The 21,484-nt window shown below is 73.9% G+C and carries 22 protein-coding genes; 12 read left to right on the top strand and 10 right to left on the bottom strand.

Annotation, left to right across the window (positions count from 1 at the left end):
• The first annotated feature begins 17 nt into the window (after positions 1-17).
• Entirely contained in the window at positions 18-1,700 is a 1,683-nt protein-coding gene (locus JQX11_RS01980; protein WP_204923182.1) for a cellulose binding domain-containing protein, read from the top strand.
• A 95-nt stretch (positions 1,701-1,795) separates the two neighbouring features.
• On the opposite strand, the gene JQX11_RS01985 is transcribed toward JQX11_RS01980, so the two are convergent.
• Entirely contained in the window at positions 1,796-2,686 is an 891-nt protein-coding gene (locus JQX11_RS01985) for an SGNH/GDSL hydrolase family protein (protein WP_204923183.1), read from the bottom strand.
• Positions 2,687-3,057: 371 nt separating this feature from the next.
• On the opposite strand from JQX11_RS01985, the gene JQX11_RS01990 reads away from it, so the two are divergent.
• From JQX11_RS01990 to JQX11_RS02005, 4 genes are all read left to right on the top strand, one after another.
• Complete coding sequence (locus JQX11_RS01990; RefSeq protein WP_204923184.1) at positions 3,058-4,626, top strand: cellulose binding domain-containing protein; 1,569 nt, start codon at positions 3,058-3,060, stop codon at positions 4,624-4,626.
• A gap of 198 nt (positions 4,627-4,824) precedes the next feature.
• Positions 4,825-4,962 carry a hypothetical protein gene (locus JQX11_RS01995; RefSeq protein WP_204923185.1) on the top strand — a complete coding sequence of 46 codons (138 nt, stop codon included), beginning with the start codon at positions 4,825-4,827 and terminating at the stop codon, positions 4,960-4,962.
• Positions 4,962-6,275, top strand: coding sequence for a CE1 family esterase (locus JQX11_RS02000; protein WP_204923186.1), 1,314 nt, complete (start codon positions 4,962-4,964; stop codon positions 6,273-6,275). The genes JQX11_RS01995 and JQX11_RS02000 overlap by 1 nt, the downstream gene beginning before the upstream one ends.
• A gap of 257 nt (positions 6,276-6,532) precedes the next feature.
• Positions 6,533-6,904 carry an ArsR/SmtB family transcription factor gene (locus tag JQX11_RS02005; RefSeq protein ID WP_088647720.1) on the top strand — a complete coding sequence of 124 codons (372 nt, stop codon included), beginning with the start codon at positions 6,533-6,535 and terminating at the stop codon, positions 6,902-6,904.
• Positions 6,905-6,908: 4 nt separating this feature from the next.
• Here the strand turns inward: JQX11_RS02005 and JQX11_RS02010 are convergent, their stop codons facing one another.
• Complete coding sequence (locus JQX11_RS02010; RefSeq protein ID WP_204923187.1) at positions 6,909-7,298, bottom strand: hypothetical protein; 390 nt, start codon at positions 7,296-7,298, stop codon at positions 6,909-6,911.
• 330 nt (positions 7,299-7,628) lie between these two features.
• On the opposite strand from JQX11_RS02010, the gene JQX11_RS02015 reads away from it, so the two are divergent.
• Positions 7,629-9,698 carry a HelD family protein gene (locus JQX11_RS02015; protein ID WP_307826019.1) on the top strand — a complete coding sequence of 690 codons (2,070 nt, stop codon included), beginning with the start codon at positions 7,629-7,631 and terminating at the stop codon, positions 9,696-9,698.
• Positions 9,699-9,742: 44 nt separating this feature from the next.
• Here the strand turns inward: JQX11_RS02015 and JQX11_RS02020 are convergent, their stop codons facing one another.
• From JQX11_RS02020 to JQX11_RS02040, 6 genes are read right to left on the bottom strand one after another with little or no spacing between them, the layout of a single operon-like run.
• Positions 9,743-10,051 (bottom strand): DUF2470 domain-containing protein, encoded by a 309-nt coding sequence (locus JQX11_RS02020; RefSeq protein ID WP_307826020.1) that lies wholly within the window; start codon positions 10,049-10,051, stop codon positions 9,743-9,745.
• Positions 10,048-10,725, bottom strand: a complete 678-nt coding sequence (locus tag JQX11_RS32025) for a biliverdin-producing heme oxygenase (RefSeq protein WP_232377004.1) — start codon at positions 10,723-10,725, stop codon at positions 10,048-10,050. The genes JQX11_RS02020 and JQX11_RS32025 overlap by 4 nt, the downstream gene beginning before the upstream one ends.
• A complete protein-coding gene (locus tag JQX11_RS32030; protein WP_307826021.1) occupies positions 10,726-11,619 on the bottom strand; it encodes a heme ABC transporter ATP-binding protein in 894 nt (297 codons plus the stop codon).
• Between the two features lie 37 nt (positions 11,620-11,656).
• The gene (locus JQX11_RS02030; protein ID WP_204923189.1) at positions 11,657-12,751 is read right to left on the bottom strand and encodes a FecCD family ABC transporter permease; all 1,095 of its coding nucleotides are present in this window, start codon (positions 12,749-12,751) and stop codon (positions 11,657-11,659) included.
• The gene (locus JQX11_RS02035; protein ID WP_307826022.1) at positions 12,748-13,764 is read right to left on the bottom strand and encodes a heme/hemin ABC transporter substrate-binding protein; all 1,017 of its coding nucleotides are present in this window, start codon (positions 13,762-13,764) and stop codon (positions 12,748-12,750) included. The genes JQX11_RS02030 and JQX11_RS02035 overlap by 4 nt, the downstream gene beginning before the upstream one ends.
• Positions 13,761-14,597 carry a neocarzinostatin apoprotein domain-containing protein gene (locus JQX11_RS02040; protein ID WP_204923190.1) on the bottom strand — a complete coding sequence of 279 codons (837 nt, stop codon included), beginning with the start codon at positions 14,595-14,597 and terminating at the stop codon, positions 13,761-13,763. Before JQX11_RS02040 ends, JQX11_RS02035 begins: the two co-directional genes overlap by 4 nt.
• 193 nt (positions 14,598-14,790) lie before the next feature.
• On the opposite strand from JQX11_RS02040, the gene JQX11_RS02045 reads away from it, so the two are divergent.
• The 6 genes from JQX11_RS02045 to JQX11_RS02070 all read left to right on the top strand — a co-directional run bounded on the left by JQX11_RS02045 (position 14,791) and on the right by JQX11_RS02070 (position 19,598).
• Positions 14,791-16,299: an HtaA domain-containing protein gene (locus JQX11_RS02045; RefSeq protein WP_204923191.1), complete on the top strand. Its 1,509-nt coding sequence runs from the start codon at positions 14,791-14,793 to the stop codon at positions 16,297-16,299.
• A 72-nt stretch (positions 16,300-16,371) separates the two neighbouring features.
• A complete protein-coding gene (locus tag JQX11_RS02050) occupies positions 16,372-17,514 on the top strand; it encodes a WxL protein peptidoglycan domain-containing protein (protein WP_204923192.1) in 1,143 nt (380 codons plus the stop codon).
• A complete protein-coding gene (locus tag JQX11_RS02055; RefSeq protein WP_204923193.1) occupies positions 17,511-18,377 on the top strand; it encodes a hypothetical protein in 867 nt (288 codons plus the stop codon). The genes JQX11_RS02050 and JQX11_RS02055 overlap by 4 nt, the downstream gene beginning before the upstream one ends.
• Positions 18,378-18,415: 38 nt before the next feature.
• The gene (locus JQX11_RS02060) at positions 18,416-18,769 is read left to right on the top strand and encodes an ArsR/SmtB family transcription factor (protein ID WP_204923194.1); all 354 of its coding nucleotides are present in this window, start codon (positions 18,416-18,418) and stop codon (positions 18,767-18,769) included.
• A complete protein-coding gene (locus JQX11_RS02065; RefSeq protein WP_204923195.1) occupies positions 18,766-19,245 on the top strand; it encodes an SRPBCC family protein in 480 nt (159 codons plus the stop codon). Before JQX11_RS02060 ends, JQX11_RS02065 begins: the two co-directional genes overlap by 4 nt.
• Positions 19,242-19,598, top strand: a complete 357-nt coding sequence (locus tag JQX11_RS02070; RefSeq protein ID WP_204923196.1) for a nuclear transport factor 2 family protein — start codon at positions 19,242-19,244, stop codon at positions 19,596-19,598. Before JQX11_RS02065 ends, JQX11_RS02070 begins: the two co-directional genes overlap by 4 nt.
• Positions 19,599-19,699: 101 nt before the next feature.
• On the opposite strand, the gene JQX11_RS02075 is transcribed toward JQX11_RS02070, so the two are convergent.
• Positions 19,700-20,260 carry a hypothetical protein gene (locus JQX11_RS02075; protein WP_204923197.1) on the bottom strand — a complete coding sequence of 187 codons (561 nt, stop codon included), beginning with the start codon at positions 20,258-20,260 and terminating at the stop codon, positions 19,700-19,702.
• A 28-nt stretch (positions 20,261-20,288) separates the two neighbouring features.
• Positions 20,289-21,476 (bottom strand): S1 family peptidase, encoded by a 1,188-nt coding sequence (locus JQX11_RS02080; RefSeq protein ID WP_204923198.1) that lies wholly within the window; start codon positions 21,474-21,476, stop codon positions 20,289-20,291.
• Positions 21,477-21,484 lie beyond the last annotated feature (8 nt).

The raw sequence follows: 21,484 nt of genomic DNA on the forward strand, positions 1-21,484 counted from the left end.
GAAACGGACGGAAGACCATGAGAAGACCATCTACCCGTAGCCGTCGGCTGCTGACCGCCGTGGCGGCGGGGCTGCTGCTGGTGGCGGGCCCGGCGGTGGCGCTGCGGACCTCCCCGGCGCTGGCCCTGAACAACGGTGTGGCGCGGACGCCGCCGCTGGGGTGGAACAGCTGGAACACGTTCGGCTGCAACATCAGCGAGGCGTTGATCCGGCAGATGACCGACGCGATGGTCAGCTCCGGCATGAAAGACGCCGGCTACCAGTACGTCGTGGTCGACGACTGCTGGATGAACCCCAACCGCGACTCCGCCGGCAACCTCCAGGGCGACCCGACCCGCTTCCCCTCCGGCATGAAAGCCCTCGGCGACTACATCCACGCCCGCGGACTCAAATTCGGCATCTACCAAGCCCCCCTCGACAAAACCTGCGCCCAGTACTTCAACTCCTACCCCGGCGCCACCGGCAGCCAAGGACGCGAAGCCCAAGACGCCCGCCAATTCGCCAACTGGGGCGTCGACTACCTCAAATACGACTGGTGCTCACCCACCGGCACCATCGACGACCAGGTCCGCGCCTTCGCCAAAATGCGCGACGGCCTCGCCGCCACCGGCCGCCCCATCGTGCTCAGCATCAACTCCAACAGCATCCACTCCAAAACCGGACCCCAACGCGACTGGGGCGACGTATCCAACATGTGGCGCACCACCGAAGACATCACCAACACCTGGAACAGCGGCCAAACCAACGGCTACCCCATGGGCATCCAAAACATCATCGACGTCACCGTCCCCCTCGCCGCCCGCGCCAAACCCGGCGCCTTCAACGACATGGACATGATGGAAGTCGGCCGCGGCGGCATGACCGACACCGAAATGCGCTCCCACTTCGCCCTCTGGGCCATCCTCGCCTCACCCCTCATCGCCGGCAACGACCTCCGCAACATGAACACCGCCACCCAAACCATCCTCAAGAACGCCAACCTCATCGGCATCAGCCAGGACCCCCTCGCCCTCCAGGCCACCCAGGTCTCCTTCGACGGCACCCGCCGAATCCTGGCCAAACGACTCGCCAACGGCGACGTCGCCGTCGCCCTGTTCAACCAGGGGACGGGCACCACCACGATCAGCACCACCGCCGCCGCCATCGGATTGTCGGGCGGCTCGTTCACCCTGCGGGACGCGTGGACCAACACGAACAGCACCACCACCGGGGCCATCTCGGCCAGCGTGCCGGGTCACGGGACGGTCGTCTACCGGGTCAGCGGCGCGACCAGCACACCCACTCCGACCGTCACCCCCACCACCCCGGCCCCGACCACCCCGGCCCCGACCACGCCGGCCCCCACCACCCCGGCCCCGACCACCCCGCCCCCTGCGAACATCTCCTGCCAGGTCAGCTACGCGATCACCAGCCAGTGGCCGGACGGTTTCCAGGCCGAGGTGACGATCCGCAACACCGGCACCACGGCGGTCAACGGCTGGAGCCTGCGCTGGTCGTTCGCCAACGGTCAGCAGCTCAACCAGTCGTGGGGCGTCACCTACACCCAGAGCGGGGCGCAGGTCACCGCCAGCAGCGCCGGCTGGAACGGCCTGCTCAGCCCCGGCGGCAGCGTGGGCTTCGGGTTCCTCTCCAGCTGGTCCGGCAGCAACGCCAAGCCGACCGCGTTCACCCTCAACGGCCAGACCTGCACCGTGGCCTGACCAGACCCACGGAAAACGACAGGACCCCCGGTCATGAGATCGCCCCGGCATCGGGACACGACATGACCGGGGGTCCCCCGGTACGGCAGCCCGGGTCAGTTGTCCAGCGTGGCCAGCACGGCGGTGGCCATGCCCTGCTCGCCCCGGGCGTTGGGGTGGAAGGGCGCCGCCGCGTTCTCCGGCACCAGGCCCTCCACCCACCGGGTGCCGCTGCTCTTACAGGTGTCCCGCCCGATCGACGGGGTGTAGACGTCGGCGTAGACGGCGTCGTTCGCGGCGGCGGCACCGGCCAGCATGGCGTTGAGCGACGTGGCGACACCCCGCAGGTACGGCACGTCCTGGTAGGCGATCGGCACCAGCGGCCAGCAGCCGTACCCGGAGTCCGGCACGATCGCCGGGTAGCCGAGCACCACGATCCGCGCGCCGGGCGCGGCCCGGCGGACCGCCTGGAGCACGGCGGTGACCTTCGGGGCGGTGGCGGTGATCCGGGCCTGCAACTGGTCGGTGCCACCGGCGGTGTAGAGGCTCTTGCAGGGTGAGCCGAGCGGGCTGCTGAAGCTCGCCTGGGCGCAGTCGCTGATGATGCTGGAGAAACCGATGTCGTTGCCGCCGATCTGCACCGTCACCAGGGTGGTGTCCGCGGTGACCGCGTCGAGCTGCGGGGGCAGTGGCCGGCCCAGCGAGCCGTTGCCGCCGTAGCGGATGTCGTCGGTGGTGGCCCCGGAGCAGCTCACGTCGACCAACGGCGACGAGCCGGCGGACGCGGCGACCAGGGACGGGTAGTTGCGGTTGGAGCGCAGGCAGTTCAGGTCGACCTGGGTGGGGATCAACGGGCCGGACGTGTACGAGTCGCCGAGGGCGACGTAGCGTCCGGTGGGGACGGCGGCGCTGACGGGCGCGGCGGCGGCCAGCACACCGGCGGTGGCGGCGGCGAACGCGAGCATCCGGGTGGCGGTCCGCAGCAGCGGCCGGCGGGAACGGGGCATGACGCCTCCCAGGGCGGATCACGGGGGTGGTGCCGCGATCCTGCGCCCTTCAACGCCGGACGTCAATATAGACAACCTTCGTTGCATTGCTCCTCGGGGCACCCCCGGGGTCCGACCGGCCGACGACCTGATCGATTGACGGAGGTCGAATCCGGACGGGATAATCCGCAGCGGAGCCGGGCTGGCTGCGGGCCGAGGGACACCGTACGACCGGGGTGGGCCGGCCGACGGCACATCGCCGTCCGCCGCACACCACGCCAGCACCACGCGGCCGTTCGCCCCCGGACCGGGACCACCCCTCCCGCCGGCGGAGCCGCCTCGTCGACGCGGCCGACAATCGTCGCCGCCCCACCCCTGCGGGAGGATCATTCATGGGACCCACGCGTTCCCGGCTCAGACTGGCGGTGTCGCTGTGCGCCGCCACCACCGTCGTCGCCACCGCCCTCGTCGGCACCGTCCCCGCCCAGGCGGCGGCCGGATGCCGGGTCACCTACACGGTGACCAGCCAGTGGCCGGGCGGATTCGGCGCGAACGTCGACGTCACCAACCTCGGCGACCCGCTCACCGGCTGGCGGCTCACCTGGACCTTCACCGCCGGGCAGGTGATCAGCCAGTGGTGGAACGGCACAGCGACCCAGTCCGCCGGCCGGGTCACCGTCGGCAACGTGGACTGGAACGGCAACCTGGGCACCGGAGCGAGCGCCCAGTTCGGCTTCGGCGCGTCCTGGAACAACTCGGCGAACCCGGTGCCTGTCGACTTCGCCCTCAACGGGGTTCCGTGCACCGGGCGTACCACCGGGCCCACCGCACCACCGACCACCACGCCGCCCCCGACCAGCCCACCACCGACCACGCCGCCGCCCACCACGCCTCCGCCCACCACGCCGCCCCCGACCACACCGCCGCCGGCGACGGGGGCGCTCGACCAGACGACGACGGTGGGACGGGTCAGGGCGGTCGACGGCAGCGCGCAGTACACCTGGCCCGGCATCTACTTCGAGGGCCGGTTCCGGGGCACCGGGGTGGGGATCGTCCTCAACGACTCGCAGAACGACTACCTCGTGCAGGTCGACGGCGCGGCCGTCGCCACCCTGGTCACGCCGGGCCGGACCACCTACTGGGTCCGCAACCTGGCCGACCGCGAGCACACCGTACGACTGGTCAAGCGCACCGAGAGCCCGTGGGCGGTCGGCGAGTTCGGCGGCCTCGTCCCCGCCGCCGGCGGGGCGATCCTGGCGAAGCCCGCCCCCCGCAGCCGGCAGATCGAGTTCATCGGTGACTCGTGGACCGCCGGCTACGGCAACATGTCGACCACCCGCGACTGTTCCGGCAACGGCGGGGTGACCCGCAACTCCAACGCCGACGTCACCTTCGGCGCCCTGACCGCGCAGAGCCTGAACGCCGACTACCAGCTCACCGCCTGGTCGGGGCTCGGCATGGTACGCAACTACAACGGTGGGGGCACCGACAACTTCCGCACCTACTACGAGACGGATCTCCAGGCCCTGTGGAACAGCACGGTGTGGCAGAAGCCGGCGACCTGGAAGCCGCAACTGGTGGTGGTCGGGCTGGGCATCAACGACTTCTCCACCGCCCTCAACCCCGGCGAACGGTGGGCCACCATCGACCAGCTCGCGGCCGACTTCCGCACCGCCTACCTGGCCTTCCTCGACAAGCTGCGCAGCCGGTACGGGCCCGACACGTTCATCGTGCTCACCTACCCCGACCTGTCCCCCACCACCGCGCTGGCCAGCTCCGTCCAGCAGATCGTGCAGACCCGCGCCAGCCGGGGCGACACCCGGATCCGGTCGCTCTACTACGACGACAACGCCCTGGGGCTCGACAAGCTCGGCTGCGACTGGCACCCCTCCCGCCGCGACGACCAGCTCATCGCCGGCGCGCTCACCCGGTTCGTCAATACCCTGCCGCTGACCTGGTGAACCGCTGACGCCGGGCAGGCCACGGCATCGGGGCCGGTGACGCGGATCGATCCGCGTCACCGGCCCCGATGTTCAAGCACCCCGCGCATCCCTCGGCCGGGCTGCGGACCGGCGCACCACGGACCCCCTCCGGAGGCGCACCGCCGACCACCCGTTCGTTGACATCATACGTCATACGGATTACGTTCGTAATCATCGATGAATGTGATCACCTGTCCCGCTCCGGTGGCCCCCACCGGCACGGCCGGGATCACCACCGGGGCCGCCGCCGCCGTCGGAGCAGGGCAGGCCGGTCGCGTCCCCACCACCACCCTGATGTCGAAGGAGTTCCCCTGATGTCGAGACACCGACTCGTGGCCGGCGTCGTCGCGGCAACGGCGACGCTCGCCCTCGCGCTGGGCGGCACCGCGATCACCACCGGGACCGGGCCCGTCGCCTTTGCCAAGGACGCCGCCCCGCTCGCGGCGACCGCCGGATGCGGCAAGACGCCGACGCTGACCAGCGGCACCCGGACCATCTCCAGCGGTGGCCAGAACCGCACCTTCATCCTGCGGATCCCCGACAACTACGACCGCAACCACCCCTACAAGCTGATCTTCGGCTTCCACTGGAACGGTGGCACCGCCAACGACGTCGACTCGGGCGGCACCAGCGGCTACCCCTGGTCCTACTACGGCATCCGCGCCCTGGCGAACAACAGCGCGATCTTCGTCGCCCCGCAGGGCATCGGCAACGGCTGGGCCAACACCGGCGACCGGGACCTGACCTTCGTCGACGACATGATGCGGCAGATCGAGTCCGCGCTGTGCGTCGAGACCACCCAGCGCTTCGCCATGGGGTTCAGCTACGGCGGCGGGATGAGCTACGCCATCGCCTGCGCCCGCGCCTCGGCCTTCCGCGCGGTCGCGGTCTACTCCGGCGGGCAGCTCAGCGGCTGCAACGGCGGCACCCAGCCGATCGCGTACATCGGCATCCACGGCCTGCGGGACAACGTGCTGCCCATCTCGACCGGGCGGTCGCTGCGCGACCGGTTCGTCCGCAACAACGGCTGCACCCCGCAGAACCCCCCGGAGCCGGCGCAGGGCAGCCTGACCCACACCGTCACCTACTACTCGGGCTGCCGGGCGGGCTACCCCGTCGCCTGGGCCCCGTTCGACGGCGGGCACGCCCCCAACGCCGTGGACGGCACCGCCGACGTGTACGCCCCCGGCGAGAAGTCCTGGACCCGGCCCGTGGTGTGGAACTTCTTCACCCAGTTCGACGGCACCACGCCACCCACCACCCCGCCGCCCACCACCACCCCGCCCGCGACCCCCACCACGCCCCCGGCGACCCCGACCACGCCCCCGCCCGGCGGTGCCGGATGCACCGCGACCGTGTCGGTCAACCAGTGGAACGGCGGCTTCACCGCCTCCCTGCGGGTGACCGCCGGGTCCGCCGGCACCACCGGCTGGACGGTCAGCACCACCCTGCCCGGCGGCGCGAGCGTCACCAACACCTGGAACGCCACCGCCAGCGGCAGCACCGGGACGGTCCGCTTCACCAACGTCAACTACAACGGCCAACTCGCCCCCGGCCAGGTCACCGAGTTCGGCTTCCAGGGCAACGGCAGCGGATCCGGGCTCACCCCCACCTGCACCGCCCGCTGACCGACCCGGCCACGGCCGGCTGGGCACGGCCGGCTGGGCACGGCCGGACAGGTCACCGCCGGGAGGGTCACGGACCCGGCGGGCGGCGGGGAAACCCGGCGGCCGGTGGGCGGGAGCGCATCCCGTCCACCGGCCGCGGCCCGCCGTCCCCGCCGCGACCAACGGTCGGCCGACGCGCCGGTCACTGTCACCCGATCCGCGAAATTCGTGGCGGCCGATCGGCGATCCCCCGGTCCGACCCGACTCCGGCTGCCATGATGGCGGACGTGGGAGCTGCGAAAACGAACACGCCTGCTGTCTCGCCGTTGACCGGTGAGCCGATCAAACGTGCCGATGCGGAACGGCTCGCGGGAGTGCTGAAGGCATTCGCCGACCCGGCCCGCCTACGACTGCTCAGTCTCATCCAGTCCGCCCCGCAGGGCGAGGCGTCCGTCACCGACCTCACCGCGCCGCTCGGGCTGTCCCAGCCGACGGTGAGCCACCACCTGCGGATCCTCACCGAGGCCGGGCTGATCGAACGCGAGAAGCGGGGGGTCTGGGCGTACTACCGCACGGTGCCGTCCACCATCGCCGCGATCGCCGACCTGTTGACCCCGCCCCGCAAACGGGCGACGAAGAAGACCCGCTGACCCGTCACCACCCGCTGAACGCCACCAGGAAGGCCACCCCCAGCCCGCCGAGCACCACCAGGTAGCCGACGCCGATGAACAGGGCCCGCCGGTGCCGCAACGGCATCGGCAGGAAGCCGACGAGGGCGATCAGCACCCCGAGCAGGGCACCCCCGGTGGGAGCGCCCAGCACCACGAGCTGACCGGCCGGCCCGCAGATCAGCAGGCCCTCGGTGCCCTCGGTGCCGCAGCCGTCGGCCGCCATCGGCAGGAACATCCCGACCAGCGCCACCGCCAGGGCGAGCACGACCAGGAGCAGCACCGCCACCACCGCGCCGACGGTGGCCGCCACGCCGCTGCGCCGGTTGACCGCCGGCACCGCCACCCCGCCCTGCGGACCACCCGTGACCACCATGCCCAGCCTCCCGCCCGGTACCCGTGACCGCCGGCGACCACGGTGGGCGGCGGCACGCCGTACCGCGTCGGGTCGAGGTGCGCTCCCCGGCCACCGGTCCGGCGCGAGAGCGAGCGTAGGCGACGCGACCCCGCCGGGAGGAGGACCGTCCGGCCGGTCTGCCGACCCCGAACGGCACCGGATCACGTCGTCCTCCCGGGTGCGCCACATTCATCATATGGGCCGGTCAAGCCGTCCGGATCGTCCCGGATGACGATTTTTGCCACCCCGTACCGGGCCTACTCTCGACCGGTCCGGGCTGCGGGGCCCGGCGGAGAGAACGGGGGGCCCGTGTCCGAGACGACCCGGCAGATCGCCATCGAACAGCAGGTGGTCGACCAGGTGTACGCCCGCCTGGAGGTCATGCGCGCGCAGGCCAGGCAGCTCGGCGAGGAGGGGCGTCGGCGGGCCGGCGGCGGGCCGGCCACCGGGCTGGTCGAGCGGGACGCCATGGTGCTGGGTGCCGCCACCCGGATGTCCGACCTCGACGGCCAGGAGGAGGGGATCGTCTTCGGCCGGCTCGACTACGACGACGACGAGACGTACCGCATCGGTCGGCTGGGGGTCCGCGACGCCGACCGGGAGCCCCTGGTGGTGGACTGGCGGGCCCCCGCCGCCGCACCGTTCTACCGGGCCACCCCCGGCGAACCGCTCGGGGTGACCCGTCGCCGCGTGATCACCTGCTCCGGACGTACCGTGGTCGGCCTCGACGACGAGGTGTTGTCGGCCGCGCCCGTCGACGGGGTGGTCGGCGAGGGTGCCCTGCTCGCGTCGCTGACCCGGGAACGGGGCGCGCACATGCGCGACATCGTCTCGACCATCCAACGCGAGCAGGACGAGGCGATCCGCGCACCGACCCACGGGGTCACCCTGATCACCGGCGGTCCGGGCACCGGCAAGACGCAGGTGGCCCTGCACCGGGCGGCCTACCTGCTCTACCGCGACCGGGGCAGGTACGCCGACGGCCGGGTGCTGGTGGTCGGCCCGTCCACCGTGTTCACCGAGTACATCGGCCGGGTGCTGCCCGGCCTCGGCGAGGACAGCGTCCACCTGCGCGCCGTCGGCGAGCTGTTCGACGGTGTCGTGGCGACCCGGCGGGACCGCGCCGACGTGGCCCGCACCAAGGGTGAACTGCGGATGGTGCGGGTGCTGACCGACCTGGCCTGGGACACCCCGCCGAACGTACCGAACCGGCTGTGGGGTCTCGACGCCGACGACCTGGCGCGGGCCCGCCGGGTGGTCCGCCGCCGCTGCGAGGCCGCCGGGATCACCCCCAACGCCGCCCGGCCGCAGGCCGCGACGGTGCTCGCGGAACTGCTGCCCGGCCGGGAGATCCCCGACGCCTTCCTGACCGCCTGGTGGCCGACCCTGACCCCGCAGGACGTCCTGCCCGCCCAGCGGGGCGAGTGGTCGGTGGACGACGTCCCGCTGCTCGACGAGCTGGCCGAGATCCTGGGCCGACCGCCACAGGTCACCGAGGTCCGACCCGAGTGGCAGCGCCGCGAACTGCGCAGCGGCATCCGGCTGGCGGAGACCTTCGTGCTGAGCCCGAGCCTCGCCGACGGGTGGCAGCTCTTCGCCCCCGGCCTGGCCACCCCCATGGCGCAGTCCGGGCAGTCGCTGGACAGCGGCCACTGGGGTGCCCAGCGCTGGGCGGCGGCGATCATCCTCCGGGAGGGTCACCAGGTGGTGGGCTGGGTCGACGGCGTCGACCCGTACGGCGAGGAGGGTTACGTTCCGGTGCTGGCCGAGCCGCTGCCGGTGGCCGAGGCCGAGGAGCCCGTCGCGGACGCCTACCAGCACGTCATCCTCGACGAGGCGCAGGACCTGTCGCCGATGGAGTGCCGGATGATCGCCCGCCGGGCCGAGTACGCCTCGATGACCATCGTGGGTGACCTCGGTCAGGCCACCCACCCGCTGGCCGCCGACTCGTGGCCGGAGCTGGTGCGACGGCTCGGCAAGCGGACCGCCCGGACGCTGGACCTGCCCACCGGTTACCGGGTGCCCGAGGTCATCGCCGACTTCGCGGCCCGTGCCCTGCCGCCCGGCATCGCGCCGACCCGGTCGTTCCGGCCCGGCGGCAGCCTGGAGATCCGCCGGGTCGACGACCTGGCCACGGCCGTGGCCGGGGAGACCGGGACCGTCATCGCCCCCGACCACCTGGCCGAAGCCCTGCACGCGGTCCCGGTCAGCCAGGTCAAGGGCCTGGAGTACGACCGGGTGGTGCTCGTCGAACCCGCCGACATCGTCGCCGCCGAACCCCGGGGCATGAACCGGCTCTACGTCGCCCTGACCCGGGCCGTCGGAGAGCTGGTGATCCTGCACACCAAGCCACTGCCGGAGCAGCTCACCCGCGACTGAGCCGGCGGGTGTTCAGCCGGCCCGACGGGGCGGGACGCCGGGTTTCAGCCGGCCCGACGGGGCGGGACGCCGAGCGCGGCGCACGCCTGCTCGTACATCCGGACCACCTCGCGGCGGATCTCGGGACGTTCGGTGAGCCGCCGGGCGAACGGCACCCGCACCGGCACCTCGATGTCGTCGAGGGTGACGGCGAAGTCCATCCCGTCGGCGTCGAGCCCGGCCACCCGGGCCCGGGTGGCGTCCGGGCAGCCGCCGAGGGTCCGGCAGATCAGCAGCGAGTCGGCGGCGTGGTCGTCGTTCATGTGGCGGCTGACCGCCGCCACCGTGTCCGCGTCGAACGGTTGCCCGGTCACGCGACCGCCTCCGTGATCTGCGGGCCGTCCGGCACGTGCCGGGCCAGGGCGGCGAACACCGCCGTGTTGTGCCGGTACGCCACCAGCACCTCGTCGAGCAGCGCCGCCTCGTCGGCCGGGCTCAACGCCAGGGCGTCCAACCGGGCCCGGTACGCCTCCTTGTACGCCTTCGGCCGGGTGATCCGGTCGAAGGCGTAGAAGGCCACCCCGGACCCGTCGGTCAGGCCGTACCGCCGGGCCACCGCCCGCCCGATGTACAGCCCGCCGGAGAGATCACCCAGGTAGCGGGTGTAGTGGTGGGCGATGAACCGCACCGGGGAGGTGCCGGCCACGGCCCGGATCCGGTCGGCGTAGGCCACCGTGGCCGGGTGCGGTGCGGTGCGCAGCGCCCAGTCCGGCCCGGCCAGCTCGGTGAGGTCCGCCTCCAGGGCGGGCAGCCGGGTCAACGCGTCGTCGACGAAACCCCCGGCGACCGGGTCCGCCCGCATCGCCTCGGCGGCCGACTCCAACGCCTGGTAGAGGGCGTGGTGCTGGACCACCAGGTCGAGGTACCCGGCGAGGTCCAGCTCACCGGCGACCAGGGCGGTGACGTACTGCTGGCCCTCGGCGGCGGCGTGGGCGCCCTGGGTGGCGGCCCGCAACCGGGCCGAGAACGGCAGGGGTGGGGTGTCCATCTATTCCTCCGTGACGCAGGTGTTCCGGGCCGGGCCCCGACGGCGGGGCACGACCAGCGGCAGGCGGGTGTCGGGGTGCGGCACGACCTCGATGTCGTGCCGGTAGACCTCGCTGAGCAGGGGCGCGGTCAGCACCGTGTCGGGAGGGCCGGCGGCCCGGACCCGCCCGTCGGCGAGCAGGGTGACCCGGTCGGCGTACGCGCCGGCCAGGGCGAGATCGTGCAGCACCACCACGACGGCGTCCCCGGCGGCGGCACGGTCCCGGGCGATCCGCATGACCAGCTCCTGGTGGTGCAGGTCGAGGGCGGCGGTCGGTTCGTCGAGCAGTAGCACCCCGGCCCGCTGGGCCAGCACCCGGGCCAGCGCGGCGCGGGCCTGCTCGCCACCGGACAGGGACGGGAAGGGCCGGGCGGCGAACCGGATCACGTCGCAGCGGCGCATCGTCTCGGCCACCACCGCGTCGTCGTGGGCCTCCTCGGGTCGGCCGGCCCAGGGTGCCCGGCCCATCCGGACCACCTCGGCCACGGCGAACGGGAAGCTCAGGGTGCTGCGCTGGGTCAGCACCGCGCGGCGCATCGCCAGTTCCACCGCCGACCACTGCGCCAGTGGCCGGCCGTCGACCTCGACGGTGCCGGCGGCGAGCGGCAGGTCACCGCTGACGGCGGCCAGCAGGGTGGACTTGCCGGCGCCGTTCGGGCCGACCAGGGCGTGCAGTTCACCGGCGCGGATGGCGAGGTCGACCCGGTCGAGGACCGGTCGGCCGGCCCGCTCGACCCGTACCCCGGTGGCCCGGACCCGGGTGGAGCCCGGCGTCGTGGAGGCCGGCACCCGGGGCGTCGACCGGCGGCCGAGCAGCCGCAGCGGCCCCCGACGCCGGCGTTCCCGTACGCTCACCACGCCCTCCCACCGCGCGTGCCCGCCGGCTGCCCGCTCACGCCCAGCCTCCCGCGCGGTCGCGGGTGCGGCGCAGCAGCCAGAAGAAGGCGGGTCCACCCACGACGGCGGAGAGCACCCCCAACGGTAGTTCCTGATAGTCCACGAGGGTACGGGCGGCGAGGTCGGCGGCGACGACCACGATCGCGCCGCCGAGCGCGCTGGCCGGCAGCAGCAGCCGGTGCCCGGGGCCGGCGACCATCCGCACCAGGTGGGGCACGACCAGGCCGACGAAGCTGATGATGCCGGTGAAGGCGACCGCCGCCGCGCCGAGCAGGGCGGTGACCACGATCATCCGGACCCGCAGCCGTTCCACGTCGACCCCGAGGTGCCGGGCGGACCGCTCGCCCAGGGCCAGCAGGTCCAGCCGGCGGGCGTCGACGAGGGTGGCGAGCAGCCCGACCGCGAGGCACGGCGCGGCCAGCGAGACCGCCGACCAGTTCGCCTGGGCCAGGCTGCCCAGGTTCCAGAAGGCGATGGCCTGCACCCCCGACTCGTCGGCGACGAACATCAGCAGCCCGATGGCGGCCCCGGCGACGGCGTTGACCGCGACGCCGGTGAGGACCAGGGTGACCACCTCGGTCCGGCCGCCGGAGCGGGCCAGCAGGTAGACCAGCCAGGTGGTGGCGAGGCCACCGGCGAACGCGGCGGCGGGCACCGTCCAACCGCCGAGGACGGTGACGCCGGTGACGATGGCCAGCGCCGCGCCGACCGCCGCGCCGGCCGAGACACCGATGACGCCCGGCTCGGCCAGCGGGTTGCCGAACACCCCCTGCATGACCGCACCGGCGCAGCCGAGCGCCGCGCCGACGACGGCGGCGAGCGCGACCCGGGGGAAGCGGACCAGCCACAGTGCGCTCTCACCGTGCACGGCGGCGGGCCGGGGGCCGAGGTCCAGGCCGAGGCGGTGCAGCACCGAGCCGAGCACCTCCGCCGGGGCGACGGCCACCTGCCCCCGGCCGGCGGCGACCAGGGCGACCAGCAGCAGACCGGCCGTCAGCCCGGTGAGCAGGACCGGGCCGCGCCGGACCCGACGGCGGGGGCGGCCGGTCCCGGTGTCGCCGGTGGCCGGGCGGGTGCCGGTGACGGTCATCGCGGGCCCCGGCAGTGCAACGCGTCGGCCAGCGCCCGGACCACCTGCCCGGAGCGGGTGCCGAAGGTGAGCAGGACGCCGTCGTCCATGTCGACGACCCGGCGGGCGGCGCCGGCCGGGGTCTGCCCCACCCCGGGGAGCCTGAGCAGGCCGTCGACGCCGCCGACGGACTCCAGTCCCCCGCTCATCACCAGGATCACGTCCGGAGCGGCGTTGATCAGGCCCTCGCTGGTCAGCGGGCGGAACTTCGCCAGGCCGATCGCGCTGCCGGCGTCCACTCCCCCGGCGGCCTCGATCATCGCGTCGCTGCCCGCGCCCCGCCCGCCGATCAGGTAGACCCCGGCGGTGCCGCGCAGGTAGAGGAAGGCGACCCGGGGGGCGGCGTCGGCGGGCACACCGGCGCGGGCGGCGGCGATGTCGGCCTCGATCCGGGTGACCAGCCGGTCGCCGGCCGCGCCGACGCCGAGCGCCGCCGCGACGGCCCGTACGTGCCCGGGGACGGCGTCGAGGGTCTGTTCGGCGGCGACCAGGACCACCGGGATGCCGGCGGCGCGTAGCTGCCGCAGCGTCTCGGGGGGACCGATGCTGTCGTCGGCGAGGATCACCGTGGGGGCGAGCGCGAGCACCGCCTCGGCGGACAGGTCGTGTCCGGCCGGGGTGACCACCGGCAGGTGGGCGGCGGCGGGGAAGGTGGTCGAGGTGTCCCGACCGACGACATTGCCGCCGAGGCCGAGGCTGAACACGATCTCGGCGATCGACCCGTAGAGGTTGACCGGCAGGATGCGGGTGGCGTCGGTGACCGTGGTGACGACGCCGTCGGTGGAGGTGACGGTGACCGGCAGGGCCGGGGCCGGCGGCGGGGTCAGCCCGGTGACGTCGGTGTCGCCCACGGCGGCGGTGACCGGGCCGCAGGAGGCCGGGGTGCCCGGCCGGGCCTCGGCGGCCGGGTCGGTGCAGCCGGCCAGCGCCCCGGCGAGCAGCACCAGGACGAGCGGCAGTGCGCGCCGGGTCACGACGTGGCCCGGCGTCGACGACGCCGACGCAGGCCGGCGAGCAGGGCCATGCCGAGCAGAGGAACGACCAGCGCCACGAGCCACCAGCGGCCGGTGTCGGAGGCGGCGCTGACCCGGGTCACCTGCGCCTGCTCGCCCGCGTCGGTCGGGCCCACCGGCCCGGCCGCTCCACCGGTGCCGGCGGGGGCGACGGCGGTGGCGGCCGACGCCGGTGCGCCGCCGGTGGGCGTGCCGGCCGCGCCGGCCGGGGCCGCCGCCGGTGGGGTGGTCCGGGCGGCCCCGCCGGTGGTCGCCGGGGCGGCGGCCGGGGTGCGGGTCGGTGCGGGCGCTGCGGCGGTGGCGAAGGTGACCGGCACCCGGACGTCCTGGGAGCGGTCGGCGGCGCGGGTGTGGTCGGCGCGGGAGGCGACCACACACCGGCTGACGGTGCAGTCGACCGTGCCGATGCGGGAGTTCACGGTGAGGGTCACCCGGAACGATCCGCCCTGCCCGTACGGGACGGCCAGTCCCTCCCCGTAGGAGGGTGGATTGGAGGAGATCCAGTGCGAGGCGCCGGTGCTGCCGGTGGTGTCGGCCCCGCCACCGCACGGGCTGGGGGCGACGCCGGCGCCGTTGTCCACGCAGAAGGCGACGTAGATGCCCTTGGCGACGTCGTACCCGCTGCCGGTGACGGTCACCGTCGCTCCGGTGCGGGCCACCCCGCTGGTGGGGGTGGCGGTGAGGGTCTGCCCGGCGGGGCCCCGGCCGGTGCCGGCGTGGGCCGGCGTCGACCCCACGCCGATACTGACAGTGATCAAAATGGTGGTCAGGATGGCGCGAGGCAGTACCCGCATCAGGCTCCTCCCATGACGGATCGGGCCGGCTGCCACACCGACCGTAGCTAAGGTTTGCCTAACCTAAGCGAACGATCCGCTGTTCACAAGAGGTTCTTCGGATCAAGATCTTCAGCCGCTCGCCGGGTGCCACGGTAGTTAGGTTTGCCTAACCTCAACCACTGTCCGTATTGGGTACCAGAGAGGGAGCAGCATGGTCAGATCCAGCACCAATGCCGGCCGGTGGCGCAGGTCGCGCTGGGCGGCGGTCGCCCTGCTCGGCGCGTCGACCGTCCTCATCGGGGTCAGCCCCGCCCAGGCCGCCGGGGCGGAGATCAGCTCCGGCAGCCTGACCTGGGGTTTCAAGGCGTCGTTCCGCGCCTACGTGAGCACCGGCAACGGCAACCCGCCGATCGCCGCCAGCGACGGCGCCAGCATCAACAGCGACGGCACCTTCACCTTCCCGGCGAAGGGCGGCACGTACGACGCCGGCACCGGCGCGATCGACGCCGAGTACGGCGGGAAGATCGTCTTCTCGTACCCGGCGCACTTCTTCACCATCGCGTTGGCCAACCCGACGGTCGTCGTGACCGGTGGCACCGCCGCCGTGAAGGCGGACGTGGACCTCACCACCACGGCGGCCGAGCCGGTCTCGGTCCGCCAGGCCACCATCGCCACCGTCACCACGAGCGACGGCAACCCCGGTGGCAGCGGCGGCACGGTGACCGCGACCGACCTGGCGGCGACGCTGACCGCCGAGGGCGCCTCGGCGTTCAACGGCTTCTACTCCGCCGGCTCCGCGCTCGACCCGCTGTCGTTCACCCTCGCCACCGGTGGCGGCGGCGAACCTGCCGCACCGACGGTCGGCGTCACCCCGACCACCGGGCTCGACCCGGCCGGGGCGACGATCACGGTCACCGGCAGCGGCTTCGACCCGGAGGCCAACGGGGCGGCGGGGATCTACGTCTCCTTCGGCCCCAAGGTCGACGAGCACTGGACGAACGCCGGTGTCCTCCAGGTCACCAAGTGGGTCAACAAGACCAACGAGCCGACCGAGGCGCGCGACCGGCTCAACGCCGACGGCACGTTCCGCACCACCCTGCCGATCAGCGCGGTCTACACCGACCGCACCGGGACAGCTGTGGACTGCACGAAGGTCCAGTGCTATGTGATCACCTTCGCCGCCCGGGGCGCGGCCGACCGGAGCCAGGACACCTTCACCCCGGTGACGTTCAGCCGCACCCCGGCCGGTGGCGGCGACGCCAGCCAGCAGATCACCACCACCGTCACCGGTGGCGCGCTGACCCTCGGCGTGACCGGCTCCTCGGTCGCCCTGCCGGCGGTCAGCAACGGGCAGGTCACCACCGGGGCGCTGAACGCCGCCACCGTGGCCGACCTGCGCGGCACCAACGCCGGCTGGAGCCTGGTCGGGCAGGTCGCCGACTTCGCCTCGACCACCGGCGGCACCATCGCCGCGGACAACCTCGGCTGGACGCCGAGCGCCACCGTCGACACCGACGGCCTCGCCGGCACCCCCGGCGTGGTCACCCCGGGCGCGCCCGCCGCGCCCGGCGCCGGCCTGGGCACGGCACGTGCGCTGTGCACCTCGGCCACCGGCGCGAGCAACGGCACCTTCACCTGTGGCGCCGAACTCCAGCTCGGGGTTCCGGCGTCCGCCCCGGCGGGCGACTACAGCGCGGTGCTGACCCTCACCCTCTCCTGATCCGGCACCACCCCGGTGGGACGGGCTCGCCACCCGTCCCACCGGGCCCGATCACCCTTCCCGGAGCCCGGCATGTCCCTGCGTACCACCCTGATCCGGGCGAGCGCCGTGCTCGCCGCCGCGCTGCTCGTGGCGACGGCCCCGCCCGCACCGGCCCCCGCCGCGCCCGCCCCGTCACCCGGCCCGGCAGCCGGGGCCGGGGAGACCGGCGCGGCACGCTGGGCCGTCCAGCCGTCCAGCGCCAAGGGCCCGACCGGGCGCAACTACTTCATCTACGACCTGGCCCCGGGCAGCACCCTGACCGACCACGTCGGCATCACCAATCTCGGCGACCGCCCGGTCACCTTCGACGTGTACGGCACCGACGCCTACACCTCCACCGACGGCGCGTTCGCCCTGCTGCCGGCGGACCGGCCGGCCACCGACGTCGGCTCCTGGATCAGGGTCGACCGGCGCGAATGGACGGTTCCGGCGGGCAGGCGGGTCGACATCCCGTTCCGGCTCACCGTGCCGGCCAACGCCACCCCGGGCGACCACACCGGCGGGGTGATCGGTGCCGTCGCCCGGATCCGGACCACCGCCGACGGGCAGCGCGTCCTGGTCGACCAGCGGCTCGCCGCCCGGGTCTACCTCCGGGTCACCGGCCCGGTCCGGCCCGCCGTCACCGTCGAGGCGGTCGACGTCTCCTACGACAACCCGGTCAACCCGTTCGGCGGCGGCGACCTGGTGGTCCGCTACCGGCTGCGCAACGACGGCAACGTCCGGATCGGCGGCAGCGGCACGGTGACCGTACGCGCGCCGTTCGGCCGGGAACAGGCCCGCACCGCCCCCACCGACCTGCCCGAGCTGCTGCCCGGGGCCACCTTCACCGTCACCGAGCGGATCACCGGCGTACCACCGCTGCTGCGGCTGACCGCCGAGGTCGACATCGCGGCCACCAGCACGGACACCGCGCTGCCGCCGGTGGTCCGTACCGCCGGGGTGTGGGCCCCGCCGTGGCTGTTGCTGGCCCTGCTCGCCGGGGCGGCCGGCTGGGCCGGGCTACGGTGGTGGCGACGGAGGGCCGCTGCCGCCGGTCGACCGTCCACCCCGGACCCGGCCGACACCCCGCAACCGGCCGCGACCGGCGCTGCCGCCACCGGGCCGACGCCGGATGCCGCCGACGGGCCGGCCCCGGGTGCCGACCCGCGTCCCGACGCCCCGCCCGCGCGATGACCGGGCCGCTGCGGGCCGTCGCCCTGCTGGCCGTGGCCGCCGCGCTGGCTGCGGCCCCGGGGGCACCCGCCCCGGCCGGCACCCCGGCGGGCGGCGGTCCCGGCGTCACCGTGCCGGCAGGGACGCTGCGGGTCGGGCAGCGGGTGCTGGTCGGCCTCGACGGCTGGCCCGCCGGCACCGTGCAGGCCGAGGTGTGCGGCAACGCCGCCCGACGCGGCGCGCTCGACTGCGCGACCGGGGCCGCCACCCACGGCCAGGTGCCGCCGGCCGGCCGGGCCACCCTGCCGGTGCTGGTGGCCGCCCCACCGGTGGCCTGCCCGTGCGTGCTGCGGGTCCGGACGCCGACCGGCACCGCCACCGCCGTGGCCGACCTGACACTGGCCGGGGTGACCGCCCCGGCCGCCGCGCCGACCGCCCCGCCCGGGCTGGCCCTGGTGGCGGTGCGGGCCGTCGACCGGTCCGGGCCGCGCGGCTGGTTCGGCCTGCCGGGCGAACTCGCGGTGCGGATCACCCTGCACAACCCCGGCACGGAGGACGTCACCGACCCGCCGTTGCAGCTCACCGTCGGGCCGCCCGGCCGGGCCCGGACCATCGTGGCCGCCCCGGCGCTGGGCACCATCGCCGCCGGGCAGACCCGGGAGTACCACGTCGCGGTGCCCACCGACGCGGCCCCGTTCGGCCGGTACGAGGTGGACGGCCGGATCGCAGTGCCCGGTCGGCCGCTCGCGTTCACCGTGGCGGCGGCCCGGCGGCCCTGGGGGCTGCCGGTCGCCGCCGCCGTCCTCACGGTCGTGCTGCTGCTCGCCCGGCCGGCACGACGCCGGGTACCCGCCGCGACACCCGGGCAACCAATCAGCAAGTGATCGCTTGCGCAAATGACTGTTTGCGTTATCGTGGAGCCGTGCCCCCCGCTCCCGTACCCGTCGCACCCGGTCCGGATCTCGACGCGGCCTTCGCCGCGCTCGGCGACCCGGTCCGGCGCGCCCTGGTGGCCCGCCTCGCCCACGGTGACGCCACGGTGGGACAGCTCGCCGCGCCGTTCGACCTGACCCCGCAGGCGATCTCGCACCACGTCGGGGTGCTGCGCCGCTGTGGCCTGGTCGAGCAGCGACGCGAGGGCACCCGACGCCCCTGCCGCCTCAGGACGGATCAGCTCTCGCTGCTCGGTGCCTGGATCGACGAGCAGCGGCGCACCTGGAACGACCGGCTCGACGCCCTGGAACACCACCTCACCGACGACGGGACGGCCCGGTGACCGACGCGCACCTGCGGGGTGACGAACTGATCGCCCGACGGCGGCTCGCCGCGCCGCCCGAGCGGGTCTGGGCCGCCTTCACCTCGCCGACCGGCATCACCGCATTCTGGGGCGGCTCGCACGCCACCGTGCCATCCGGGTCGGTGACCGTCGACCTGCGCCCCGGCGGAGAGTTCGCGCTCGACACCCGCGCGCCGGACGGCCGCACCCACCGGCTCCGGTTCGTCTACGTGCGCGTCACCGCACCGCACGAACTCGTCTTCGACGAACCGGCCACCGGCCTACGCACGAGCGTCACCCTCCGCCCCGCCGCCGACGGCACGGACCTCACCGTCCACCAGCGACGGCTTCCCCCCGAGCTACGCACCGCCCAGGCGGTCGACGGGCTCGCCGCGATCCTCGACGCCCTCGCCGCACACCTGCGCCAGCCCGGCCCGACGCCGGCACCCGACCACGTGACGACGGAGCAACCATGACGCCACAGACCCAACGCGACCTCGTCGCGGAATACTTCGCCGGGTTCCGGACGAGCGACCACCCGCGCATCCTCGCGACCCTCACCGACGACGTCGAGTGGGTCATCCACGGTCACCGGACAACCCACGGCAGGGCGGAGTTCGACGGGGAGATCGAGAACCCGGCGTTCACCGGCAGTCCGACGCTCGACGTCCACCGCGTGCACGAGGACGGCCCGGTCGTCGTCGTCACGGGCGAGGGCCGGGGAGTCAGCGTCGACCACGGGCCGTTCCGCTTCGCCTTCAACGACCTGTTCACCTTCCGCGACGGGCTGATCGCCCGGGTCGACTCCTACGTCGTCCCGCTGCCCTGAGGCGACGCCGCGCCAACCCGCACCGCACCGGCACGGCGACGCAGCCCGCGGGCGTCGCGGGGCCGACGCCACGAGCGCCGGCCCCGCCGTCGTCGACCTGCTCAGTTACTGAAGAAGGTGCACTGGAACGCCATGTCGTCCACCCGTACGGGGCCGCTGCCACCGAGCAGGGAGACCCGGACGAACACCTGGCTCGGGCCGTTGGCGTAGCTCGCCACGTCGTGCCGTCGCCAGACGGTGTCGGTGATCCGGACGGTGCGCAGCGCGAGGTAGGTCCAGCTTGCCGGATCGATCACCTCGACGTTGAGCACCGCCGGCCCGCTGACCGCCTGGACGAAGAACCCGCCGCCGCAGGTGGTGTTGTGCCCGGCGGTACGCGGCCGTACGGTGAGCAGCTTGCCCACCCCGGACCAGCCGCCGGCCGACGTGGTGAGAATGGCGTTGTTCGCACCGGAGTGGGCCTTCCCCGCGCCCAGCTCGAAGGCTCCGCTGCCGGCACCGGAGCGGTGGAACTCCCACACCGCCGCCGGGCTGCTCTCGAACCCGTCGGTGTGCTGCCAGAGGTCCGCCTGGGCGGGGCTGACGGCCACGGTGAGGGCCACCGTCGTCGCCATGACGGCCGCGGCGGTGATGCGTACGGCCCGGGTGAGTGCGGTTCTCATCGCTGTCTCCTCTGCTCGTCGCCGCACGTCACGGCGCACCGTAGATGACGACCTGGTAGGTGGTGATCGCCTCTCCCACCGGCTGGTGCCAGGTTCGCGGCGAGGAGTTGCACTGGCTGCCGTTGCGGTTGGCGTGCGAGTTCAGCCCGTATCCGGTGTTGCCGGCGAAGAGCGGCCCACCACTGTCACCGCCGAGGGTGCAGATGTTGGTCTCGATCATCTGACGTACGGTGCCGCCCGCGCCGTTGACCGTCACGTTGGTCTTGAGCACGGAGCCGCACCTGAATCCGGTGGTCCTGCCCGAGTTGCAGACCGACAGCCCGCTCACGGCCGTCGCCCAGCCGTGGATGCTGCGGCTGGTGTTGTTCCACAGGTTGATGGTGCCGGTGGCCCAGACCGACGGACCGTTCATCCAGATGAGGCCGAAGTCGTCCTCCGGGTAGTTGCTCTCCAGCGACGGCCCGACGTCCTGGCCGTTGGGCAGCGTCCAGTGCGGGTAGCCCTGGGTGCAGTGGCCGGCCGTGATGATGTAGTTGAAGGTGTAGTCGGTGGCGGTGAAGCCGGCCGAGCAGCCACCCAACGAGTCCCCGCTGGAGATCCCGACGTTCGGCTGGATCGGGCCGGTGCCGGTCTCGAACCGGACCGCCGTGCCGAACCGGCGCGCCGCCGAGCGTTGCACGGCGTTCTTCGCTCCCGACGCCGGCAGGCTCACCACCACCTGGTTGGTCGCCGGGTCCACCCCCCAGGTCGTGCCGGGTTCACTCGCCGCGGCCTCCAGCGTCCGCTGGATGGTCCGCAGTTGCCGCTCGCCTCGGGCGACGAGGCGTGCCTTCGCGCCGGCGGCGGTCACCTTCGCGGCGGCAGCGGCGTCGGTGACGGTGACGACGAGGGCACCGTCGGACAGGTACGCGCCGCCCGAGCTGGCACCCAGCTCGGTGGTCAACCGGTTGGCGAGCCGGACGTGGGCGTCCTCGGCGCGCAGCAGCTTCTCAGCGGCGTCACGGCTGATGCCCCGCTGCGCGGCGATCGCCTCGGCCATGTCCGCCGCCCCGGTCGCCCGGCCCGACCCGGCGACGGCAGCGGCGGACGCCGGGGTTGCCCGGCCGTCGGCGCGGGCGGGATCCGCCGTACCCCGGGGGCCAGCCGGCCGGTCGACCGGCCCCGCCGCCGCGGCCGTCGGGACGAAGGCCACCGACGACACTGCGACGAGTGCCATGGCGAGCA

The organism is Micromonospora humida, from assembly GCF_016901255.1.
GTDB classification, from domain to species: Bacteria; Actinomycetota; Actinomycetes; order Mycobacteriales; family Micromonosporaceae; genus Micromonospora; species Micromonospora wenchangensis.

Bases quoted from the DNA above. Each gene is read 5' to 3' on its own strand.
- JQX11_RS01980 (WP_204923182.1), top strand. From the start codon at position 18: ATGAGAAGACCATCTACCCGTAGCCGTCGGCTGCTGACCGCCGTGGCG.
- JQX11_RS01985 (WP_204923183.1), bottom strand. From the start codon at position 2,686: ATGCCCCGTTCCCGCCGGCCGCTGCTGCGGACCGCCACCCGGATGCTC.
- JQX11_RS01990 (WP_204923184.1), top strand. From the start codon at position 3,058: ATGGGACCCACGCGTTCCCGGCTCAGACTGGCGGTGTCGCTGTGCGCC.
- JQX11_RS01995 (WP_204923185.1), top strand. From the start codon at position 4,825: ATGAATGTGATCACCTGTCCCGCTCCGGTGGCCCCCACCGGCACGGCC.
- JQX11_RS02000 (WP_204923186.1), top strand. From the start codon at position 4,962: ATGTCGAGACACCGACTCGTGGCCGGCGTCGTCGCGGCAACGGCGACG.
- JQX11_RS02005 (WP_088647720.1), top strand. From the start codon at position 6,533: ATGGCGGACGTGGGAGCTGCGAAAACGAACACGCCTGCTGTCTCGCCG.
- JQX11_RS02010 (WP_204923187.1), bottom strand. From the start codon at position 7,298: ATGGTGGTCACGGGTGGTCCGCAGGGCGGGGTGGCGGTGCCGGCGGTC.
- JQX11_RS32025 (WP_232377004.1), bottom strand. From the start codon at position 10,725: ATGGACACCCCACCCCTGCCGTTCTCGGCCCGGTTGCGGGCCGCCACC.
- JQX11_RS02030 (WP_204923189.1), bottom strand. From the start codon at position 12,751: ATGACCGTCACCGGCACCCGCCCGGCCACCGGCGACACCGGGACCGGC.
- JQX11_RS02040 (WP_204923190.1), bottom strand. From the start codon at position 14,597: ATGCGGGTACTGCCTCGCGCCATCCTGACCACCATTTTGATCACTGTC.
- JQX11_RS02045 (WP_204923191.1), top strand. From the start codon at position 14,791: ATGGTCAGATCCAGCACCAATGCCGGCCGGTGGCGCAGGTCGCGCTGG.
- JQX11_RS02050 (WP_204923192.1), top strand. From the start codon at position 16,372: ATGTCCCTGCGTACCACCCTGATCCGGGCGAGCGCCGTGCTCGCCGCC.
- JQX11_RS02055 (WP_204923193.1), top strand. From the start codon at position 17,511: ATGACCGGGCCGCTGCGGGCCGTCGCCCTGCTGGCCGTGGCCGCCGCG.
- JQX11_RS02070 (WP_204923196.1), top strand. From the start codon at position 19,242: ATGACGCCACAGACCCAACGCGACCTCGTCGCGGAATACTTCGCCGGG.
- JQX11_RS02075 (WP_204923197.1), bottom strand. From the start codon at position 20,260: ATGAGAACCGCACTCACCCGGGCCGTACGCATCACCGCCGCGGCCGTC.
- JQX11_RS02080 (WP_204923198.1), bottom strand. From the start codon at position 21,476: ATGGCACTCGTCGCAGTGTCGTCGGTGGCCTTCGTCCCGACGGCCGCG.